Genomic DNA, 22,291 nt, shown 5'->3' on the forward strand with positions numbered 1-22,291 from the left:
TCATCTCGTTTTTATTCTTTGATGTATGCGGTAGATGTTCGATCGTTCTGACGAGCGTCTATCGTTATTCACTTCTCAATTTCAATTCCCGCTTATTGTCTACTTGTAGGTCCTTAATATGTGATCTACACCAACTCCAATACCGGGTATATGTTAAACACGGTCTGAGGTTTCTATGATCGGTATCACAGAATCAATACTTCAAATGCAGAAATAATGTGAAACATTTCACGGATCTGCACTATTTATATGGTTTAAACCCCTGCCTGGACGAAATTGATAAGCAGAATCCGCTTTTAGATTCAGAAGTTTACCTCCCATATCCGGTGTTTGAGTTTTGCTGGTGTGCGGAGGTTTTTACGTTAGTGCAACAGGAAAATTGCTGCCACACTGCTTATGAATTTAGTCACACTTTTCACGCTTGCAAAAGAAAAGAACATGTATGTTCTTGCGCGTGCCTGTGTGACGAACAACTCATTCTCTGAAGTTTTCACTCGTGACATTGTAAAAAAATTTAGCCGTCGTTTTTTATTCCTTTTATATATATTCATATTTTCGGGCTTTCTGTTTTCCCATTCCGCATTTGCAGTAGACAAAATATTTTGGTCTGACACCGTAAACAAAAATATTTCACGCGCCAATCTTGACGGTTCATCTCCAGAAGATGTCTGTACCAGTGCCGACGGTGTGGTTACTGGGCCGAATGCATTGGCAGTTGATACGGCAGGTGGAAATCTCTTTTGGTTGGAGAGTGGCGGTGTGTACAAATCTGGTTTGGCGCCGCCCTGTTCGCGCACTCTCGCATTTGCAGTGGCGAATATCTCTGCCAGTGGTTTGGAGTTTGATCCGGTCAATAGCAAGCTTTATTGGTTTAACACCTCTAAGCAATTGCAACGCGCCAATATCGATGGTACGAGTCTGGAGACGTTTACCAATTTTACGCCTACGGGGACGCCTAATCAGATAGCGCTTGATCCGATAGTAGGAAAAATATATTTCGTTGAGCGCGTAGTTTCGAACTACTTTATTCAAAGTGCCAATATGGATATGACCGGTGGTTCAACCACTGTTTACGATAATGCTACAGGGACGATAAACGGTTTGGAAGTGCGACCAAATATCGGAATTCTATATTTTACAGATCAAAGTTTTTCAATCGTAAGGCGAGTCAACACTGACGGTACAGGGGTGTCCGATGTATTGATTTCACCCGATGTGGATCAGCCCTTCGGTATCGCAATCGACGAACGCAACAATAATCTATATGTCGCTAACTTCGGTGGTGATCAACTGACATCTGCAGGGTTTGACGGATCGCTGCCTACCACAATACTCAATCCGACAGGTACATCCATCTGGGATGTTGAGCTCGCGCTTGCCGACGATACCAATATCGCCTTCCACCCATCAGCAAACGGTACGACAAATAATTTTTCTACGCCAAACTGCGGTGGAGTCGCGAACTGGCAATGTGTTAACGATCAGGCTGGTGATGCCACTGAAGGTCCGGTGGATTTAAACGACGCTGGAACGACTATTGACAGTACCGCAGCCGGCCGCGAGATGTTTAATCTCGTTGATAATCCTTCTTCGTTACCCACTGGTACAACTATAACCGGTATTGAAGTATTCGCACGAGTGGGTCGTGCAGCCGCAGGTGCAGCTCCCTCACTACAGTTGAGTTATGACATTTCTGGAACGCCGGTAGACGGAGTATCCCAGTCAGGGCTGGCGAAATCCTGTTGTTCGGATTTGGTGTCACAGGCGTGGACAGGTCTGGCCTGGTCAATAACTGACTTCAATGCCTTGCAAGTCGGTGTCGTTCACGATGGTGCCGGAACGTTTATGCTGAGCCAGATGTGGGTAACCGTGACATACACGATTCCACCCGTAGGCACCAATAGCATCTCCGGGCGCATTTTTAATGATGCGGATTTTAATGGAACGGCTGCCGACTACGATGGCGGTACCAATGACGTCAACTTATCTGGGGTCGATGTCGAGTTATACGATAACTCAAATGTCTATATCACCTCGGTAACCAGTGATGCCAGCGGCTATACGATTCCGAGTCTTCCGGATGGAACGTATAAGCTTAGGGCCAGAGTCGAGTCGATTAGCGCGACCAACATTCCTGAGATGACGGGCGCCTATGACAGCGGTTCTTCCGGTTTTGTCGCAAAGTATGGTGGCGCGGATGCAGCTATTTCTGACACCGCAACCGCAAACAATGCTGGGCCGGGTGACAACTACACGACCATAACGCTTTCGGGTGGCAATGTAAGCAATGCCAATATTGGTTTTGCCTATAATTTAATTACTAATGTTAACGATAGCGGACAAGGTAGCTTGCGTGAGTTTCTTGAAAACGCGAACGCTGGTGTGTTGGGTGCAAACAATAAAGTCAGCCAATTTAGAATTGGCGTCGCCACTAACCAAAGCAATGCTACTGATGCCTGGTGGCGGATAAATCCCGCGTCTGCGTTTCCTCTATTTAACGTTAATGCATCTGGCATTTCCATCGACGCATCAACGCAAGCGATTAACTCTGGAGTAGATAGTAATACACGCGGCCCCGAGATTGAGTTAAACGGAACTGCATGCGCGAGTTGTAGTGGCTTTAATCTTAGCGCGGCCACAAACGTGACGATTAAAGGTTTCGCGATTAACCAATTTCCCGTTTACGGTATCAGCATTCCGATTTCAGCGACAGGTACAATTGTCCGAGGCAACTATGTCGGTACGGACGCGATCGGTAGCAATGACATGGGTAACGCTTCCTACGGTGTAAGTATCTCGGCCAACAACGTAACGATAGGCGGAACCAGCGCCGGTGATAGAAACGTTTTGTCTGGAAACAATAACTGGCAACTGCGGGTAGGCTCAGTTACCAATTTGTTAGTTCAGGGTAATTATATTGGAACGAATTATCTTGGTAACGCAGTGCTTACGAACGATGTATTGGTAACGGGAATTTTTCTATCTGGCTCCAATGCTACCATCGGTGGTTCTGCAGCCGGTGCGGGAAATATCATTGCCGGAAATGATAACGGTATAGGGACCAACGGCGCGGTAACCAATCTAACAGTACAGGGGAATATTTTTGGTACTGATAGCACCGGTACGATCTCTATGCCGAATCGTCGTGATATATCGCTTTCGACGTCTGCGGCAACGTCCAATATAAAAATTGGAGGCGTGTTGCCCGGTGAAGGTAACGTCTTGGCGAACGCTGGTTTCGACTACGGTATTTTGCTCGACATCGTAAACGGAACGAATGAATTTAGCGGTAACACTGTTCGTAACACAACACGGACAGGTATCTACGTACTCAACGGAACAAATCTAGTCGTACAGAAGAATACCGTATATAACACCGGTAGTTCCGCAGGTGACGACGGTGCCACGCTTTTTCAGGGAACAGGTACCAAGTTCTACCACAATACCTTCTACAATAACTTCGAACGCGGTCTGGATATCGCAACCGGTGCCGCCAGTGTTGTTGCGCAAAATAATATCTTCGTAAACGAAACGCTACACGGCATTAATGACCCGAACAATCGTCTCGTTACCCTGAGCAATAACGCCTACTTTAATAACGGAACGGCATGTGCGGGTACCTTGTGTGCGAGCGAAACAGGAACAGTCACAAGCGACCCACTATTTGTCAATGTTGCTAGTGGCGATTTTTCACTGACCGAATGTACCAGTCCGGCGGTTGAGGCCGGTCTTGACCTTGGTGGCTCTCAACCCGATATGAATGGAGCCAGCGCGGGTAACTTTACCGGTACGGCGCCAGACATGGGCGCGATTGAATCGTCGTGTGGTATTGTCTATTCAAACATCTCTGGACGTGTTTTTGATGATGCCAATTTTACCGGCACTACCAGCGCTTACGATGGCGGCGCCAGTGATTTAAATCTCGCCGGTGTCGATGTCGAGCTATATGACAATTCAAATGTCTATGTTTCTTCTACCGCCACCGCCGCCGACGGTACGTATTCGTTCGCCAGTCTTGCAGACGGAACCTATAAAGTTCGCGTTCGCTCCGCGACGATAAATGTTTCCGCCCTGCCGGAAATGACCTGGGCCAATGGCAGCGCTTTGCTCGGTGGTCAAAACAAATCTGTTGACGATACCTCAACAGCTGACAACGCCGGTATCGGTGATACCTATACAACAGTCGCTATCTCTGGCGTCGATGTGACGAATGTAGACTTTGGTTTTGCCTATAACCTGATCGTTAGCAATAACGACAGCGGGCAGGGCACGCTACGTCAATTCCTGACCAACGCCAATAGTGGCGCAACGACTTCGAAATCCAGTGTCTTCGACACCAGTGTGTTTATTCCAGCAACGCCTGCACAGATTACCTTGCTGAGTAATCTACCTACCATGACCTCGGGTAGTATAACAATCGATGCATCAAACGCCGGTGTTGTAATCGATGGTAATGCGAAAACCTATCACTGTGTATGGATAGCCTCAAGCAATAACACCGTAAAAGGTCTGACCATACAAAACTGTACCCAGTGGGGTGTGCAGGTTCAGAGCGGTACTGGTAATACTATTGGTGGTGACAATACCGTCGGTTCCGTTATCGCGAATGTGAATAATGGTGAAGGTAATATCATCATCAATAACGGTACCATCTCATCCTATGGTGGTATCAAACTCACCAGTAACGACAACTTTGTCTACGGTAACCTCGTCGGTACAGATGGAACCACGGCGCAGGGTAATACCGGCTACGGTATTTATGTGCTAGGTGATGGAAATACTATTGGTGGCACTACCGCAGCACAGCGCAACGTGTCATCGGGCAATGTATACGGTATCTATTTTGTGAGCGCGAATAATAATATTGTCCAGGGTAACTATTTTGGTACCAATATCGATGCGACTGCGGCGATTCCCAATACAACTGACGGTGTGAGGTTTGCGGCCGTTTCAAATGGCAATATTGTCGGCGGGCTAGTCGCCGGTTCTGCAAATGTCATCGCCGGTAATACATCACGCGGCATTTACCACTCCACAACGAATCCAACCGATACCAACAACGTATACGGAAACTTCATCGGTGTGAACGAAGGCGGCACCAGCATCCCCAACGGTAACGGTATCTACATGATGAACGGTACGCTGAATCTGGGGAACGATGCCGAAGTCCAAACCAACATCTTCGGGCCGGTAACGAGTACGGTGTTGACGCTGACGTCGAACGCTACGATCAATATGGCCGGTACATTTGATATCAACGGTACGATGACGATGGCGGGTGGTAACTTAAATATGGGAACCGCCAATATTACCTATGCTGGTGCGAGCTGGAATAATAACAGCGTCGCAACAGTTGATCCTGGCACCTCAAGCATCGTCTTCGATGGCACCAGTAGCCAGTCGATTAAGACCGGTTCACTCGCGAGCTGGAATAATATCGAAATCAAGAATAGTGGTACGGTGACCTTACAAGATGGGCTTGCTGCTAACAATTTCACCGCGCAGACGCCAAATACCTGGATTAATTTTGCCAGCGGTGCGACGTATACGATAAACGGTGCATTTACAATAAACGGGCAGGCATCAGGAACACCCGTGAAGCTGCGCTCTACCGGTGCGCAATACACACTGAATGTCACTTCAGGACCGCAGCAGGTGTATTTCGCCAGCGTGCAGGATTCAAACGCGGCGAGTAACGATATAAGGGCTTACAACTCCACCAATGTGAGCGGTAATGACAACCTGGATGTATCTCCCCATTGGGTGTTCACAACTGCGATTGTTACGACGAATAATAATGACAGTGGCGCAGGAAGTTTTCGTGAAGCCCTGACCACAGCTACAGCTGGTGACGTGATTATTTTTGACACCAGTGTGTTCAATCCTAGTGCACCGGCTACGATTAGTCTCGCATCGAGTCTGCCGGCCATGAGTGTTGGTGACGTGCTCATTGATGCGTCGAACGCTGGCGTCGTACTCGACGGTGCGAATTTCTATAACTGTATTCAAATTAGTTCAAACAACAACACGGTTCGCGGTCTGAAGATACAAAACTGTATTGCCTCGGGTGTAAATATCATTTCCGGTACGGGAAACACAATTGGTGGCGATAGCACCGTCGGCTCTGTTATCGCCGGCGTTACCCACGGACAAGGTAACATCGTAGTCAATAACGCACAGAACGGCATCCGTATCGCCTCGAACAATAATTTTGTCTACGGCAACCTATTGGGTACTACGGGTACAGCCGCAGCGCCGAACATCATCGATGGTGTATATATCCTTGGCAGTAGTAACACCATCGGTGGGACCAGTGCCGGTTATCGAAATGTGATTTCGGGGAACTCTCAGTCCGGTATCTATCTCAGTGCGGCTAGCAATAACCTGATTCAGGGCAACTACATCGGCACAAACGACACAGCTACAGCTTCAATACCGAATGCTTTTTATGGTGTGCATATTGTAGGCGCCTCAACAGCAAACACGATTGGTGGCAGCGTAGTGGGTGCGCGAAATATCATCTCGGGTAATGCCGACGACGGAATACATATCACCGGTGCCGGTACCAACGGCAATATTGTGATTGGTAACTATATTGGTACTGATCGACTTGGCAGTTCCGTAATTGGAAATAGCAATGGTGTTGGGCTTTACCTAGGCGCACAATCAAACACCATCGGTGGCACGAACCCTGGTGAAGGCAACGTACTCTCGGGTAATAGCAGTGGTGTATTCATAACCAGCGCCGGTACCAGTTTTAATACTATTCTAGGTAACTATATCGGTACGGACGCGACAGGTATGTTGGACCTGGGCAATACCAGCAGCGGTGTTCGCTTAGGCACCAGCGCGGACAGCAACACCATTGGTGGAACAACAGCAGCGGCACGGAATATTATTTCCGGTAACAATATCAACGCCATTCAAATCGCAACCAGCTCAAATACTGTTCAAGGCAACTATATCGGGGTGAATGTCACCGGAGATGCGGCGATTAATAACGGTACGGGTATTATTATACAGAGTCCCGCAACAAACACCGTCATCGGTGGTGCCACCGCTGCTGCGGGTAACGTGATCGCCGGTAATACCAATCACGCGATTATGAATCTGTCTACTGGTACGACAGATATCCAAGGTAACTATCTGGGTACCAATAGTGCGAGTGACGCACTGCCCAATGGCCTGATGGGTCTATTCTCAAACAACGGTGTGATTAATCTCGGTAAAACCGGGGATGCGCAGCCCAACGTGATTGCGGCGAATGGCGATGATGGCATTCAGCTGCAAACCGGTACCATCAATCTCGGCAGTACTGTTGATGTAAACGACTTGATGGATCTGCAATCGGGTACGCTAAATCTTGCCGATAGTACGCTGAACCTAAGCGGCGACTGGTTAAATACTGCGGCGACAATTACTGTTGGCACTTCCACCGTGACACTAGACGGTACGGCCCTACAAACGATTACAACTGCGGCAGGCAACTTCAATAATCTTAGTGTTACCAATGCATCTGCCTCAGGCGTTTTCTTCGCCGATGGTTTTAGCTCGGCGAACTTCACCAATACGACGCCTGGCAGTCGTATGACTTTTGCTGCAGGGGGCACCTATACAATTTCAGGAACGTTAAACCTAAATGGTCAAGCAACGGGTACAAAAGTAGTTCTGGTTTCGTCGTCTCCTGGTGCTCGTTATACCTTTGATGTAACCGGTGGTCCGCAAACGGTTAATTTTGTCGATGTAACTGATTCGAATGCTTCAAGCAACAACATCACGGCGAATGACTCCACCGGAGTAGGTCAAAATAATGATAATGCGGAGACGTCACCATTCTGGATTTTTGCCGTGCCTGGTGCGGCCGTTAGTGGGACCGTGACCGATGACACCGAAGTTCAAATTCGCTCTGGTGGATCGACGATAGTCCTAACCCTAACTGGAGATACCTGGGTTGCCGCGGGAGCAACGTTCGACGCGCAACGTCAAAACATAATCAACGGTATTGATTCAGCCCAGGCCGAAGCAAATGGTTGGGATGCAATCGTAAAGACCGGTCTTGCGCTTACCGACGTGGTGCGCACAAGTGATACGGTTGTCACCATTACGCTACCGAGCTTTACCCACTACAACATCACTGCAAATGAAACCATTACCGCGACTATTCCGGCATCGGCATTAGTGACATCGGCGTCGCCATTGGTCGCAACTCCAACATTTAGTATTACCAGTAGCACCGGAAGCACGATTTCGGGGATTGTGTTTGAGGACGCCAATTTTACCGGAACGGCAACCGATTATGACAGTGGTGTAAACGATAACGCGCTAGCAAATGTTGTGGTAGCACTTTATGACAATGCCAATGTGCTTCAGCTATCGACAAGCACGCTCAACGACGGCAGCTACGCCTTTTATGATCTTGCTAATGCAACGTACAGGGTTCGCGTTATTAGCAATACCATTGCCGATGACGTCGCCGACGCGGGGAACACACCAAGCGGTGGCTTTAACGCCTGTGTGCCGGCGACGTGTTCCTATCCGCTCGCAGAAATGACCTGGGCGAATGGGGCGAAGCTCGGTGGTCTTGACAAGAATGTGAGCGACGTAGGCTCTCCGGCGCCAGGCGATACCTTCGCAAACGTTACCGTTGCAGGTGCAGATATCGCAAATTTCAATATGGGTTTTGCCTTTAACCTGATTACCAATACCAATGACAGTGGACAAGGTTCTGCGCGTCAGTTCATTTTGAACGCCAATGCTATTGGTCCGGCCAATGCGACAACTGCCAATACGGCCGTGTTTGACGCCTCCGTGTTTCTTCCTGCGGTGGCGAAGACGATTACACCAACGTCGCCACTACCGGATATTACTGATGATGGAACCACAATTGATGGCTCTAACAACTACGTATTGTTCAGTGGTGCATCAACCGGCGCTGGCGTCAACGGTTTCACCATCAAGTCCAGTAACAATATTTTAAAAGGATTGGGTATCCACAGCTTTAAAGGCGACGGTATCGAAATTTTTAGTGGTAGCGGTAACGTACTTGGCGGCGATATCAGTCAAGGTACGAGTACATTAAAAGAAATCCTGTACATCGTCTTCAATGGCGATGGTTTAGCGAATGGTGGAGATGCATCGGATGATGGTATCGAAATCAATAGCGACGGTAACTTTGTATATGCCACTTATCTCGGAACAAATGGTGCCGTGTCCGAGGCGAATACCGGCAACGGTATTTATATCGCGGGTAACAATAATACCATCGGTAGCGCAGACAGTAATTTCAGTCCATTGATATCCGGTAACGGAGCATCGGGTATTTTAATCGACGGTGGTTCTAACAACACCATACTGGGTAGCCGCATCGGTGTGAATTGGGATATGACAGCGACTGCCGGCAACACATTGTCGGGTATCCGAATCTCGGGTGCGGCCAGTGGCAACACGATTGGTGGCGCGGCGGCAGGCGAAGGAAACATAATTGGCGGTAACGCCGGAAATGGTATCCATCTATTCACCGGAAATACGTCTACCAACACCATGATTAAAGGTAACCTGATCGGTACCAATTCTTTAGGCGTTGCAACCATGGGTAATACCCAGTCAGGTATCGTGATAGACGACGGTAGCAACGTCACGATCGGTGGTCTGCTCGCCGGTGAAGGCAACGTGATAGCCGCGAATGGTGCGGCAGGTATTGCGGTGCCAAACGGTGGTGTCGTCGGTAATGTCTATATTTATGGCAACTATATCGGAACCGATGCTAGCGCCTCTGTCATTCCAAACACAAGCATCGCCTTGAATCTGGGTACTGGTACGATCTTCCTTGGTAACGCCAGTGAAGCGCAAAGCAATATCATCGCCGCCGGTCACACGAAGGGCGTGCAAATTATCGACACGGCAACGGTGAATTTTGGCGGTAGCCTAACGCTGAAAGACAGCTTTAGTATTAACACCGCGACCGCAACAGCGAATCTAAATAATGCAACAATCAACCTATCGTCTGACTGGACCTATGTCGCCGGTACCGTCAATCCCGGTACTTCGACCGTAACCCTTGATGGCGCCGCCTTACAAACTGTCACTAGCGGCGCCGGAAGTTTTAACAATTTAACGGTAACGAATGCGTCGGTAGCAGGCGTAACCTTTGCCGACGGATTTAGCACGGCAAATTTCACGAATGCGACTGCCAGCAGCAAGATGACCTTCAATGCGGCGAGCACGTATACGATCTCCGGAACGATGAATTTGAACGGACAGGCCAGCGTTACCAAAATCGTTCTCGTCTCTTCATTACCCGGTACGCGCTACACATTTGATGTGACAGGTGGCGCGCAAAGCGTTAGCTACGTCGATGTGACCGACTCTAATGCCTCGACTAACAATATCACGGCACTCAACTCAGCAGGCGTTGGACAAAACAATGACGACCTGGAAACCAGTCCGTTCTGGATATTCGCGACGACTTATTCTATTAGTGGCCGTGTCTTCGAAGACGCAAACTTCAACGGCACATCGACACAATATGACGGTGGTGCGAGCGATATCGACCTGTCCGGCGTCGATGTCGAATTGTACGACAACAGCAATGTCTATCTGACGTCAACGACAACTGCTGTTGATGGAACGTATTCCTTCGCTGGTCTAGTCAACGGAACGTATAAAGTCAGGGTGCGCGCCGCCACTATCGACGTAAGCGCGCTACCAGAAATGACAGGCTATAAGAACGAATCGGGAACCTGGACTAATCTTTATGGTGGTCAGAATGCGACGACTTCAGACACCGCTACCGGTGACAATGCTGGCATTGGTGATAACTATGGGGCAATAACAGTCTCCGGTGCAAACGTCAACAATATCGAATTTGGATTTGCGTATAACTTGATCGTCAACACCAACGACAGTGGTCAGGGCTCATTGCGTCAGGTGCTGTTGAACGCTAACACCACCGGAATCGTGACTGCTGCAAAAGGTAACAATACCTCGCAATTCAGAATGCAGGTCGCGACCAATCAAACCGATGGCATTGAGAACTGGTGGCGGATTGCGCCGACCAGTACGCTACCTTCTTTAAGCAGTAACGCGAACAACTTCGCATTGGATGCATCGACACAGCGTTCTAATTCCGCAACCGACAGCAACACTATAGGACCGGAGATCGAAATAAACGGTGCCTCGTGCGCGAGCTGTGATGGATTGACGCTGACAACAGCAACAGGCATTACGATCCGCGAATTTGCAATCAATGCTTTCCGCGACGGCATCAATATTGGTGCTTCTGCTTCTAATACCACAGTTGTGGGTAACTACATCGGTACCAACGCCACGGGCGTTTCGGCCGTGGCCAATAGCAGTGATGGTATCTGGGTGCAGGCGACGAATGCTGTAATCGGCGGCACGACTGCTGCTGACCGCAACGTAATTTCTGGTAACACCGGCAACGGTATTGTAACTGCCAATACAACTACGATTACCAATATCACGATACAAGGTAACTATATTGGAGTTAACGCGACAAACAGCGCAGGCATTGCCAACGCTGGGCGCGGTATTATGCTGCAGTCTGCTGCGGCTACATCGACTGTTGTCGTCGGTGGCGTCAACACCGGCGAAGGCAACGTGATTGCCTATAACGCTATCGGTGGTTTCTATATAGAACTGGGTGGCGGTACTCACGACATCAGCGGCAACACCATACGCAATAATGCCAGCCATGGTTTGTATGTTTTCGCCGCAACAGGTTTGGCGATACAGAAAAACATCATTAGCAATAACGGCGACGCGGCGAGCGAATTCGGTATCGTTATTTTTGGCGGATCGGCGATTAAGCTATACCACAATACGATTTACGGCTCCTTCTCTGACGGTGTCAACATCAATGGTGGTTCCGGTTTTAGTGTCAGAAACAATATCTTTAGCAATAACGGTAACAACGCAATATCGGATAACGTCCCCGCTATCACGACGCTGAGCAATAACAACTATTTCGCCAATGCGGGTACCTGTATTGGTGGCAACTGTGGATCAGAAACCAACAGCATCACCAGTGATCCGTTGTTTGTGAATGCCGCAAGTGATGACTTCTCACTCACAGAATGTAGCAGTGCTGCGATCAATGCCGGTGTCGATCTTGTCAGTGATCAGCCGGATATGAACGGTGCTTCTGCTGGATTGTTCACCGGTAGCGCGCCGGATATGGGTGCCGTTGAATCGACGTGTACCAGCGGTACGGTTGCGCTGTCCGGCACCGTGACTAACGATTCAGAAACTGAAATCAGGGCAGGTGGTTCGACACTGGTGTTGACGCTAAGTGGTGATACCTGGGTGGCCGCCGGTGCAACGTTTGATGCCGAGCGTGCGAACATTATTAACGGATTGACTTCAGCAGGTGCTGAGACCAACGGTTGGAACAATATTGTGAAGGCTGGCCTATTAGTAGCTAATGTGGCGCGCACCAGCGATACCGTCGTGACGGTAACTCTTCCAGCTTTTGCCGCCTATGACATCACCGCTACCGAAACAATCACGGCAACGGTTCCTGCGAGCGCCTTGACGACTTCCGCATCGGCAGTGATAGCAAGCCCAACATTTAACGTCACGCCGAATGCAGCCACAGTCGCCTTGAGTGGAACAGTCACCGACGATAACGAAGATCAAATCCGTACCGGTGGATCGACGATCGTACTGACATTGACCGATGATACCTGGGTATCCGCTGGCGCTGCATTTGATGCCGAGCGCACCAATATCATCAACGGTCTGACCTCAGCCGGTGCCGAGACTAATGGCTGGAACAACGTTGTTAAGACGGGCTTGTCGGTTACCGATGTGGTCCGCACCAGTAACACCGTCGTGACAATTACACTTCCGGCATTTGCGACTTATGACATCACCGCAATCGAAACCATCACCGCGACAGTGCCCGCAAGTGCCTTGACGATATCGGGATCGGCCGTTGTGGCCAATCCTACATTCGATGTTTTGCCTGTCGGTGTTACCGTCACCCTAAGCGGTACAGTGACTGATGACAGTGAAACGGAAATACGTGCTGGTGGCTCAACGATAGTTCTGACACTGACAGACGATACCTGGGTGGCTACGGGTGCAACGTTTGATGCCGAGCGTGCGAACATTATTAACGGATTGACTTCAGCCAGTGGCGAAACCAATGGCTGGAACAACATTGTTAAGACGGGTTTGTTGCTTAGCAATGTGGTCCGTACCAGTAACACTGTCGTGACCATTACGCTTCCGGCATTCACCGCCTACGACATCACCTCAACCGAAACGATTACAGCCACAGTTCCCGCAAGTGCCTTGACGATATCTGCATCAGCAGTCGTAGCCAGCCCAACATTTAACGTCACGCCGATCACCGCAACCGTGGCCTTGAGCGGCACCGTCACCGATGACAGTGAAACCGAAATTCGCGCTGGCGGTTCGACGATTATTCTGACCTTGTCCGATGATACGTGGGTGGCCGCAGGTGCAACGTTTGATGCCGAGCGTGCGAACATTATTAACGGATTGACTTCAGCAGGTGCTGAGACCAACGGTTGGAACAACATTGTGAAGGCTGGTCTGTTAGTAACGAATGTGGTGCGCACTAGCGACACCGTCGTGACTGTTACGCTTCCAGCGTTTGCCGCCTACGACATCACCGCAACCGAAACGATTACCGCGACCGTTCCGGCGAGTGCCTTAACCACATCCGCATCAGCCGTCGTAGCAAGCCCAACATTTAATGTCACGCCGATCGCTGCCACTGTGGCCTTGAGTGGTACCGTCACCGACGACAGTGAAACCGAAATTCGCGCTGGCGGTTCGACGATTATTCTGACCTTGTCCGATGATACGTGGGTGGCCGCAGGTGCAACGTTTGATGCCGAGCGTGCCAACATTATTAACGGATTGACTTCAGCAGGTGCTGAGACCAACGGTTGGAACAACATTGTGAAGGCTGGTCTGTTAGTGACGAATGTGGCTCGCACAAGCGATACCGTCGTGACAGTAACGCTTCCAGCGTTTGCCGCCTACGACATCACCACAACTGAAACGATTACCGCGACCGTTCCGGCGAGTGCCTTAACCACATCCGCATCAGCCGTCGTAGCAAGCCCAACATTTAATGTCACGCCGATCGCTGCAACAGTGGCCTTGAGTGGTACCGTCACCGATGACAGTGAAACCGAAATTCGCGCTGGCGGTTCCACTATCGTCTTAACGTTAAGCGACGATACCTGGGTCGCCGCCGGTGCAACCTTCGACGCGGAACGCATGAATATCATCAACGGATTGACCTCTGCCGGTGCCGAAGGTAATGGCTGGAATAACGTCGTTAAGACGGGCTTGTCGGTCACCGATGTGGTCCGTACAAGTAACACCGTCGTAACTATTACGCTGCCAGCGTTTGCAACGTACGACATCACCGCGACAGAAACAATTACGGTCACCGTGCCTGCCTCGGCACTTACAACATCTGCTTCAGCAGTCGTCGCCAGCCCGACGTTTGATGTGACTTCTGTCGGCACTACAGTGGCACTAAGCGGAACCGTCACCGACGATAGCGAAACAGAGATCCGTGTCGGTGGCTCGACAATTGTCCTGACACTGACCGACGATACCTGGGTAGCCGCCGGTGCAACTTTCGATGCCGAGCGTGCGAACATTATTAATGGTCTGACCTCGGCAGGTGCCGAAACCAACGGCTGGAATAATATTGTGAAAGCTGGTCTGTTAGTAACGAATGTGGTTCGCACCAGCGACACCGTCGTGACAATTACACTTCCGGCATTCACCGCCTACGACATCACCTCAACCGAAACGATTACAGCCACAGTTCCCGCAAGTGCCTTGACGACTTCTGCATCCGCAGTGATTGCCAGCCCAACCTTGAATGTAACTCCAATTACTGCAACAGTAGCCTTGAGTGGTACCGTCACCGACGACAGTGAAACCGAAATTCGCACTGGTGGCTCGACGATTGTTCTGACATTGACCGATGATACCTGGGTTGCTACCGGTGCAACGTTCGATGCCGAGCGTACGAATATTATTAACGGTCTGACGTCGGCTGGTGCCGAAACCAACGGCTGGAATAATATTGTGAAAGCTGGTCTGTTAGTAACGAATGTGGTGCGCACTAGCGACACCGTCGTGACTGTTACGCTTCCAGCGTTTGCTGCATTCGACATCAACGCGAGCGAAACAATTACTGTCACTGTACCTGCGTCAGCGCTAGTGACGACTGCATCCGCACTTATTGCTTCGCCAACATTTGATGTCATTCCAACGACTACCACGGTCGCGTTGAGCGGTACGGTCGTCGACGATAGCGAACTGGATATTCGTAACGGCGCTTCGACGATCGTGTTGACGCTCAGTAACGATACCTGGATAAGTGCTGGTGCGACATTCGATGCCGAACGCGCCAACATTATTAACGGATTGACTTCGGCAGGTGCCGAGAGCAACGGTTGGAATAATATTGTTAAGCCCGGTCTGACTCCGGCAAACGTCGTACGCACCAGTAACACCGTTGTCACGATTACGCTTCCGGCATTCGCCACCTACGATATCAACGTAATGGAAACCATCACCGCTACCGTACCAGCGTCTGCACTGAGCACTTCAGCGATACCAGTGGTGGCTAGCCCAACATTTGATGTCACACCTCTGAGTGCAAGCGTCGCTCTGAGCGGAACTGTTGTAGACGATAGCGAACTCGATATACGTAATGGCGGTTCGACCATCGTGCTGACGCTTACAAATGATACGTGGTTAGCTGCTGGCGCTGCCTTCGATGCCGAACGGGCGAATATCATCAATGGTCTGACGTCTGTCGGCTCCGAAGCCAATGGATGGAATGCGCTTGTAAAAGCAGTTCTATCGCCAGTCGATGTTGTACGCACCAGTAATACCGTCGTAACGATAACGTTGCCGCCGATAGCGACTTACGATATTACAAACATTGAAACCATAACAGCGACGATTCCGGCGTCCGCTCTGAGCTACTCGTCAGTTGTAGTCATTGCCAGCCCAACATTTGATGTCAAACCCGTTAGTGGCGTTGTTGTTTCTCCGATCAGTGGGCTCCTGTCGGAAGCGGGCGATACGGCAAGTTTCAGCGTGGTGTTAAATGCAATACCAAGTGCGGATGTGGTAATTCCAATAAGCAGTTTGGATACGACTGAAGGTGTGGTGGACAAGTCCAGCTTGACCTTTACGTCAACCAACTGGAATGTCGCTCAGCTAGTGACTGTAACAGGCGTAGACGATGTGGAAATTGATGGCGATATCACTTTTATTGTTGAAGTCGGCGATCCCGTGTCAGGTGATAGTGCATACGATGTGTTGAGCAACGCCGATACCGCCGATGTGTCGGTTACAAACCGCGACAACGATCAGGCTATCATTAGTTTCGAGTCGGCGACGAGTAATGTTGTTGATGAAATTGCGAGCAATGTGTCGATTAATGTACGCCTGAATTTGCCAGCCGGGCAGACGACTACGGATATGAGTATTGAAGTTGCAGATGCACAGGACGGTTCGGCCAGATCGGGTGTGGACTATGTGGCCTTGCCAGTGACAGTGCTGACTTTCCCTGCAGGCTCTGTAGACGGTGCTACGCAATCGATTACGATGACAACTATCGCCGACACCGTAATGGAAGGCGAGGAAACGATACGTCTGCGACTGCAGAACCTGTCAGGTGCTAATGCGGCGATTGGTGCACAGGATACTCACCAGGTCCGCATAACAGACATCGCCAATGTAAAGACCAGCAGCAGCGAAAAATCTTTTTCCGCGGCAGAACCTGATCTCGTGAACAGTGACGGTGTGGCCTACACGATAATTACCGCAAATATTCTTGACGACAACCAGCAGCCTTTGGCTGGTCATACGATCTTGTTTAGTTCAGACCGAAATACTGACGATGCGGTGGACATTTTTGAAACTATGGATAGTGTGTCCAATGTCAAACTTGCTTCCTACAAAGCTAACCGTCGACATAATCTCAAGCCGAACCAAACAACGGAATACCGCGCTGTGTCTGATTACGATGGTAAGGTCAGCGTGAAACTATTGTCGAATACGCCTGGACAGACGACGATTAATATCTTTAACGAAACCGACAACTACGCCTTGCGTTCGCCAACCTATATTTTCTTTACCCGCGGGGAAATTCTGAAGCTCAGTGGTGAGCTGAATCCTGTGCATGCGTTACGCGGTGATGTTGTGAATTACCAATATATCATCCGCAATGACACCGACTATTTTGTCGACCCTGCTTATATGCATTTGACCCTGCCGCTGGGCGTGAAATATGTGCCAGGTAGTTTGCGCATCAATGGCGCAGTTGCCAACGAGCCTGTGTACCAGAATACGCTCAAGATAGACTTGGGTGTTGTGCCTGGAAACAACGATTTGAATTCTAATGATCGTGCCGATCCCGGTGAATCAGGTTATGTCGTGGTGACGCTGCAAGCAGTACTGGGCTCTCGCGTAATGCCGGGCAGTTACGATAGCTACGCATATATTGTCGATGCGTGTGATGATTGCGTGGTGTCAAATACGGAAAAATTATCATTGCGCGTAGACGACGATGCCTTGTTTGATCTGGGCACTATCATCGGTAAAGTGTTCAATGACGCCAATAAAAACGGTCTGCAGGACGAAGAAGAAAGCGGCGTACAAGGCGTCACTCTGGTACTGGATAACGGAAGTGTGGTGGTAACAGATAAGCACGGTCGCTATTACATAAATAACATCAAGCCCGGGCCACACTTGCTGAAGATAAATAATACCAATCTGCCGGGTAATAGTAGTCTACTCGATCTTGATCACAAGATTGTTAATATCACGCCTGGCTTGTTGGCCACGGCGAACTTCCCTATCGACGAAAAAGGCGATATGACGACCATAGGTAGCGATACCATTTACGGATTGAAAGTCTCGCGCAGTACCAGCGAAAAGAATATTCTGATCGCGGGTAATACGTCTTCCATGAATCTGATCGTTGACGGTCAGAACATCAGTTTCCCAAGAAGTCGTGTGCAGTTGGATGGCGATTCACAAAGTCACATCGACATAAGCAGTGATCGCATTGAGATTCCTTTCCTGGTGACGGTACAGGAACGCGAACAGATTAAAGCCTGGTCTATTGTTGTTGCGTCGAGAGACGGTCAGGAATTGAAGTCTATAAACGGCAATGGCGCGCCAGAACAAAGAGTCGTATGGAACGGTTTGCTAAAAGATGGCAACGCATTGCCAGGTGGTAAAGTGTATAGCTATCAATTCCAGGGTGCCTATACGAATGGCAAGAAGATCACCAGCGCCAGAAAACTGTTTACGGTGACCAATAATACGGCCTTCGCAAAAGCATTTCCAGATAGCGGTTTTGATAAGGCTAGCGGCCAATTAACGACAACGGGTCAAGCCTTCCTGCAGGAATTGACCGATATCGCGAAGAACTACAAGCGTCCGAGCATATTTATATCTGTTGAAGCGCCGAAGGACAACGCAAGTGCTGAAGAGATAAACGCCCTACGCGCGCGCGCCGCGCAGTTGCGAGACTGGATGAGTGCGCAAGCCGAGACGTCCGGCAAGAATATTATCATCAAGTCTAATGTAAGTGACAAAGTAAAACGTTCGGCTTTGAAACTAAGCGTAGTGCTGAGCGGTAACGAATCTAAAGTCGAACTTAGAGATCAATATCGGCGTCAGCCAAGTGCGGAAATCAACGGTAAGCCATTTACTGTCGATCAATACGGTCGATTCACAGAAAATTATAACCTGGGCGTCTCGCAAGAATTGGTCATTAAACTGACAAACGAGTCTGATGAGTCGGTCATCGCGAATATTCCGTTACCAGAATTCCGCATTATCTTCCCGGATGATGAAGTCACCGTGCAGTATGGTCAGAAGACCAATGATCTTGAAGTGTTGGCATCGGATTACAATCCAAACCTGACAGCAAAGGATATCGTTGCGCGTCAAATCATACGGGGTGAGGCATCGCCGGGTACAGAGGTCAAGATTAACGGTCTGAATGTGTCAGTCGCTGATGATGGAAAATTTACGACGCCGGTCAGTCTGACGTCCGGTAAAAATGTTATCGGTATTGAATCAACCCGCGCGGATGCGCGTAAGCGACTAATCAATATCTTTATCGATGTAACCGATAAAGAAAAGAACGGACAGCCTATTGTTGCCGCTAATCCGATTCCGCATCTATCAGTGTCCATGCCCTCTACCGAATCGCCTATCACCAGTAAAGACGTAGTGGTTTCGGGCACGACATCGCCTGGAAATAAACTAAGCATCAACCAGCAAGAGATTGTCGTAAATCCTTCGGGTGAATTTAGTCATCAACTGTCACTTGAGTATGGTGAGAATCCGCTAAACATGGTGGTAACCGATGAGCAGGGCAATAGCGGTACGATAGAAAAGAATATACAAGTGGTGAAGAACAAGTTATTCATGCTCGCCTTTGGTGACGGTAAAGTCGGTTATGAATCGATCAAAGGCCAGGGCAAGAGTGGTTTCTACAGTGACGGGCGTCTGGCCTTTTATCTAAAAGGGCACATCAAGGGTGAGTACCTGATTACCGCGGCCCTGGATACCGAGCGTGGAAGTTTCAGCGAGCTGTTTAAAGATCTGAATAAACAACAGACCAGGGAATTCGTGGCTAATCTGGATAAAGACAGCTATTACCCGGTCTATGGCGATGACAGTAGTTTGCTCAACGAAACCCAGAGTCAGGGCAAGCTATTCCTGGCAGTATCGTCTGATGAAATCGAAGCCATATTGGGCAACTATGCGCTGAATTTTAACAATGCCGAATTGACCCGTTACCAACGCAACTTCTACGGCCTCAAGGCGCGTTACTATCAGATGTCGAGTGAAGAAAAAGGCAGGGTGGATTCACAGGTCGTTACCTTTGTTGCACAAAATCCGACCGTGCATATTACCAATTATCTGGAGGCCACCGGTGGTTCGCTGTACTACCTCAGCAATCGCGATATCGTGGCTGGTAGTGAAAATCTGCAAATCATTGTGCAGGACCAGCAAACCGGGTTGGTACTGAGCAGGGAAAAACTCCAACGCGAGATCGATTACGATGTTCAATACGCGAATGGACGTATTTTACTGACCACGCCGTTGCAGCAATATGTTGAATCAAGCTCATTGATCAGCAACTATGTTCTGCAAGGAAATAAGATTCTTATTCAGGCGGACTACAATATCGAAGGTAGTATCATGGATAAGACCGCTGCCGGTATGCGTGTGGATCAGAAACTGACAGATCAGGTTACGGTCGGTGCGAGCTACATCGATGATGGTAGTGATGGTCAGCACTATCAGCTCTCAGGCGCGAACATCAACATCAAACTTAAGCCAAACACGCAATTTGCGCTGGAAAGTGCCTCGTCTAAAGGCGCAACACCGAATATTCTCTATAGTGATAACGGTGGTCTGACTTACGAACAACGCGATGACGACACCGATAAACGTGGTGATGCGTGGAAGTTCTCTACACAAGTGGATGTCGGTGAGTGGTTTAATCAACCGGATAAGTATAGTTTCAAGGCCTATGTGTTGAAGCAGGAAGCGGGTTTCAGAAGCAGTAATCGCCTCCTGTCTTTCGCTGAACGTCACTATGGCGTCAATACCGATATCAAGTTAGACAAGACGTCGAGCGCGCACATTGGGTATACCGTTGACTCGATAGATATCACTGAACAGGATCAAACCGCGCGTACCGACACGGGCGTGATCAAGTTGAGCAAGACTATCAGCGCGGTGACTGCATCCGGTGAGCTGCGAACACAGACCTTGCTCGATCGTGAGCGAGACGTGTTGTCCAAAGAGAATACAGCAGCGGCGAAACTGAGCTGGCGCGTAAATGAGAAATTGCGTATCGATGCCAAGCATCAGCAAAACATCACCGGCGAAAGCAAGCAGACCTCTAGCGCAGGCACCGAGTTGCAATTGACGCAAACCATTGCACTGAACGCCGTTGCCGCAACAGGAACCGAAGGTCAAAGTCTACAAGTTGGCGCGAAGGTGAAACTGGATGAGAGCAGTATCTATGTGAACAGGCGCATGACGAACGACACCTCTGCGGAAACAGAGTCGACTATACTCGGAGCAGAATCCCGTATGTCACCGGGACGTCGTTTGTATACCGAATATCAGTGGCGTGATTTCAGCGCCGAAAAAGAACAGGCCTCTTTGCTGGGTATAGAACAGGCCTGGGCGCCGACAGAGCATTTACGATTGAAGACGTTTGGCGAGTATACCGATCTGACACGTTCCGCTGACGAGAAAAAACGTCATGCGGGTGGTATCAAGTTGATCATGAAGCTGCCAGGCGTCGATGCTAATAGCCAGAACGAGGTGCGCAGGGAGCGAGGCGATACCAGCCTGATTCAATACCTGAGCGCCAACCGTCTAGATCTGCAAATCAGCGAGGATTACAAACTGCTGACCAGCATCCGGGTGAGCCGTAGTGAGGCCCTCGATAGTGGTCGCCTGATGTCCAGGTTTAATGACCAAAGCCTTGGTCTGGCCTATCGTCCAATGAGTCACACCCACTACAATGGTCTGCTACGCATTGCACGCTACGAAGACTATAAAGAGAATCTGAATGACAGTCTCAGCCTCGTCGGATCGGCAGAAGGCAGCTATGCGCTACGCCATCTGATGGGCTGGATGAAACGCTATTCGTGGGTTCAAAAACATCAGCGCAAACTTTCATGGCTAAGCGATGTGGAATGGGTGCAGAAAGTGGCGTTCAAGCGTAAACGCTTCAAGGGCAATGACAATACAGATTTGACCAGCGATAGTCTGATGACCATCACCCATTTCAACTACAACTTCTACCGTCAGTTTGACGTGGGTCTGGAGTACCGCACCCTGAGCAACAGCCTGGCCAATGACCTGCAACGGGGCTGGTTGACCGAGGTGAGCTGGCGAGCAAACCCTTATTTACGCGTGGGAACAGGTATCAACTTTAGCCACTTCTCCGACAATATTCTCAGTGACAACGAGACCTCTAGCCGTGGACTTTTCCTGCGCATTCAGGGTAACTACTAATCATTACAGGAAGTTATAGGTGGCCTTGTATCCGTAATAGGTCACGCTTTTTCCCTAAGAATGGGGCAAAACTTTTCCCTCTACGGACCGATATAGATAGATGAAAGTCTCGATAGATCAAACAGCTAGGCCCGAGGTTTGGGGTCTGGCAGTCGACAGCGGAGAGATAGGGTTACAGGGCTAGGACGAT

At 49.5% G+C, this 22,291-nt stretch carries 1 protein-coding gene; it reads left to right on the forward strand.

From position 1 onward, the window contains the following. The first annotated feature begins 438 nt into the window (after nt 1–438). A complete protein-coding gene (locus tag OEZ43_03630; protein ID MDH5544658.1) occupies nt 439–22,101 on the forward strand; it encodes a right-handed parallel beta-helix repeat-containing protein in 21,663 nt (7,220 codons plus the stop codon). Nucleotides 22,102–22,291 lie beyond the last annotated feature (190 nt).

The sequence above is a fragment of the Gammaproteobacteria bacterium genome (assembly GCA_029881255.1).
In the GTDB taxonomy this organism is placed as follows: Bacteria; Pseudomonadota; Gammaproteobacteria; order S012-40; family S012-40; genus JAOUMY01.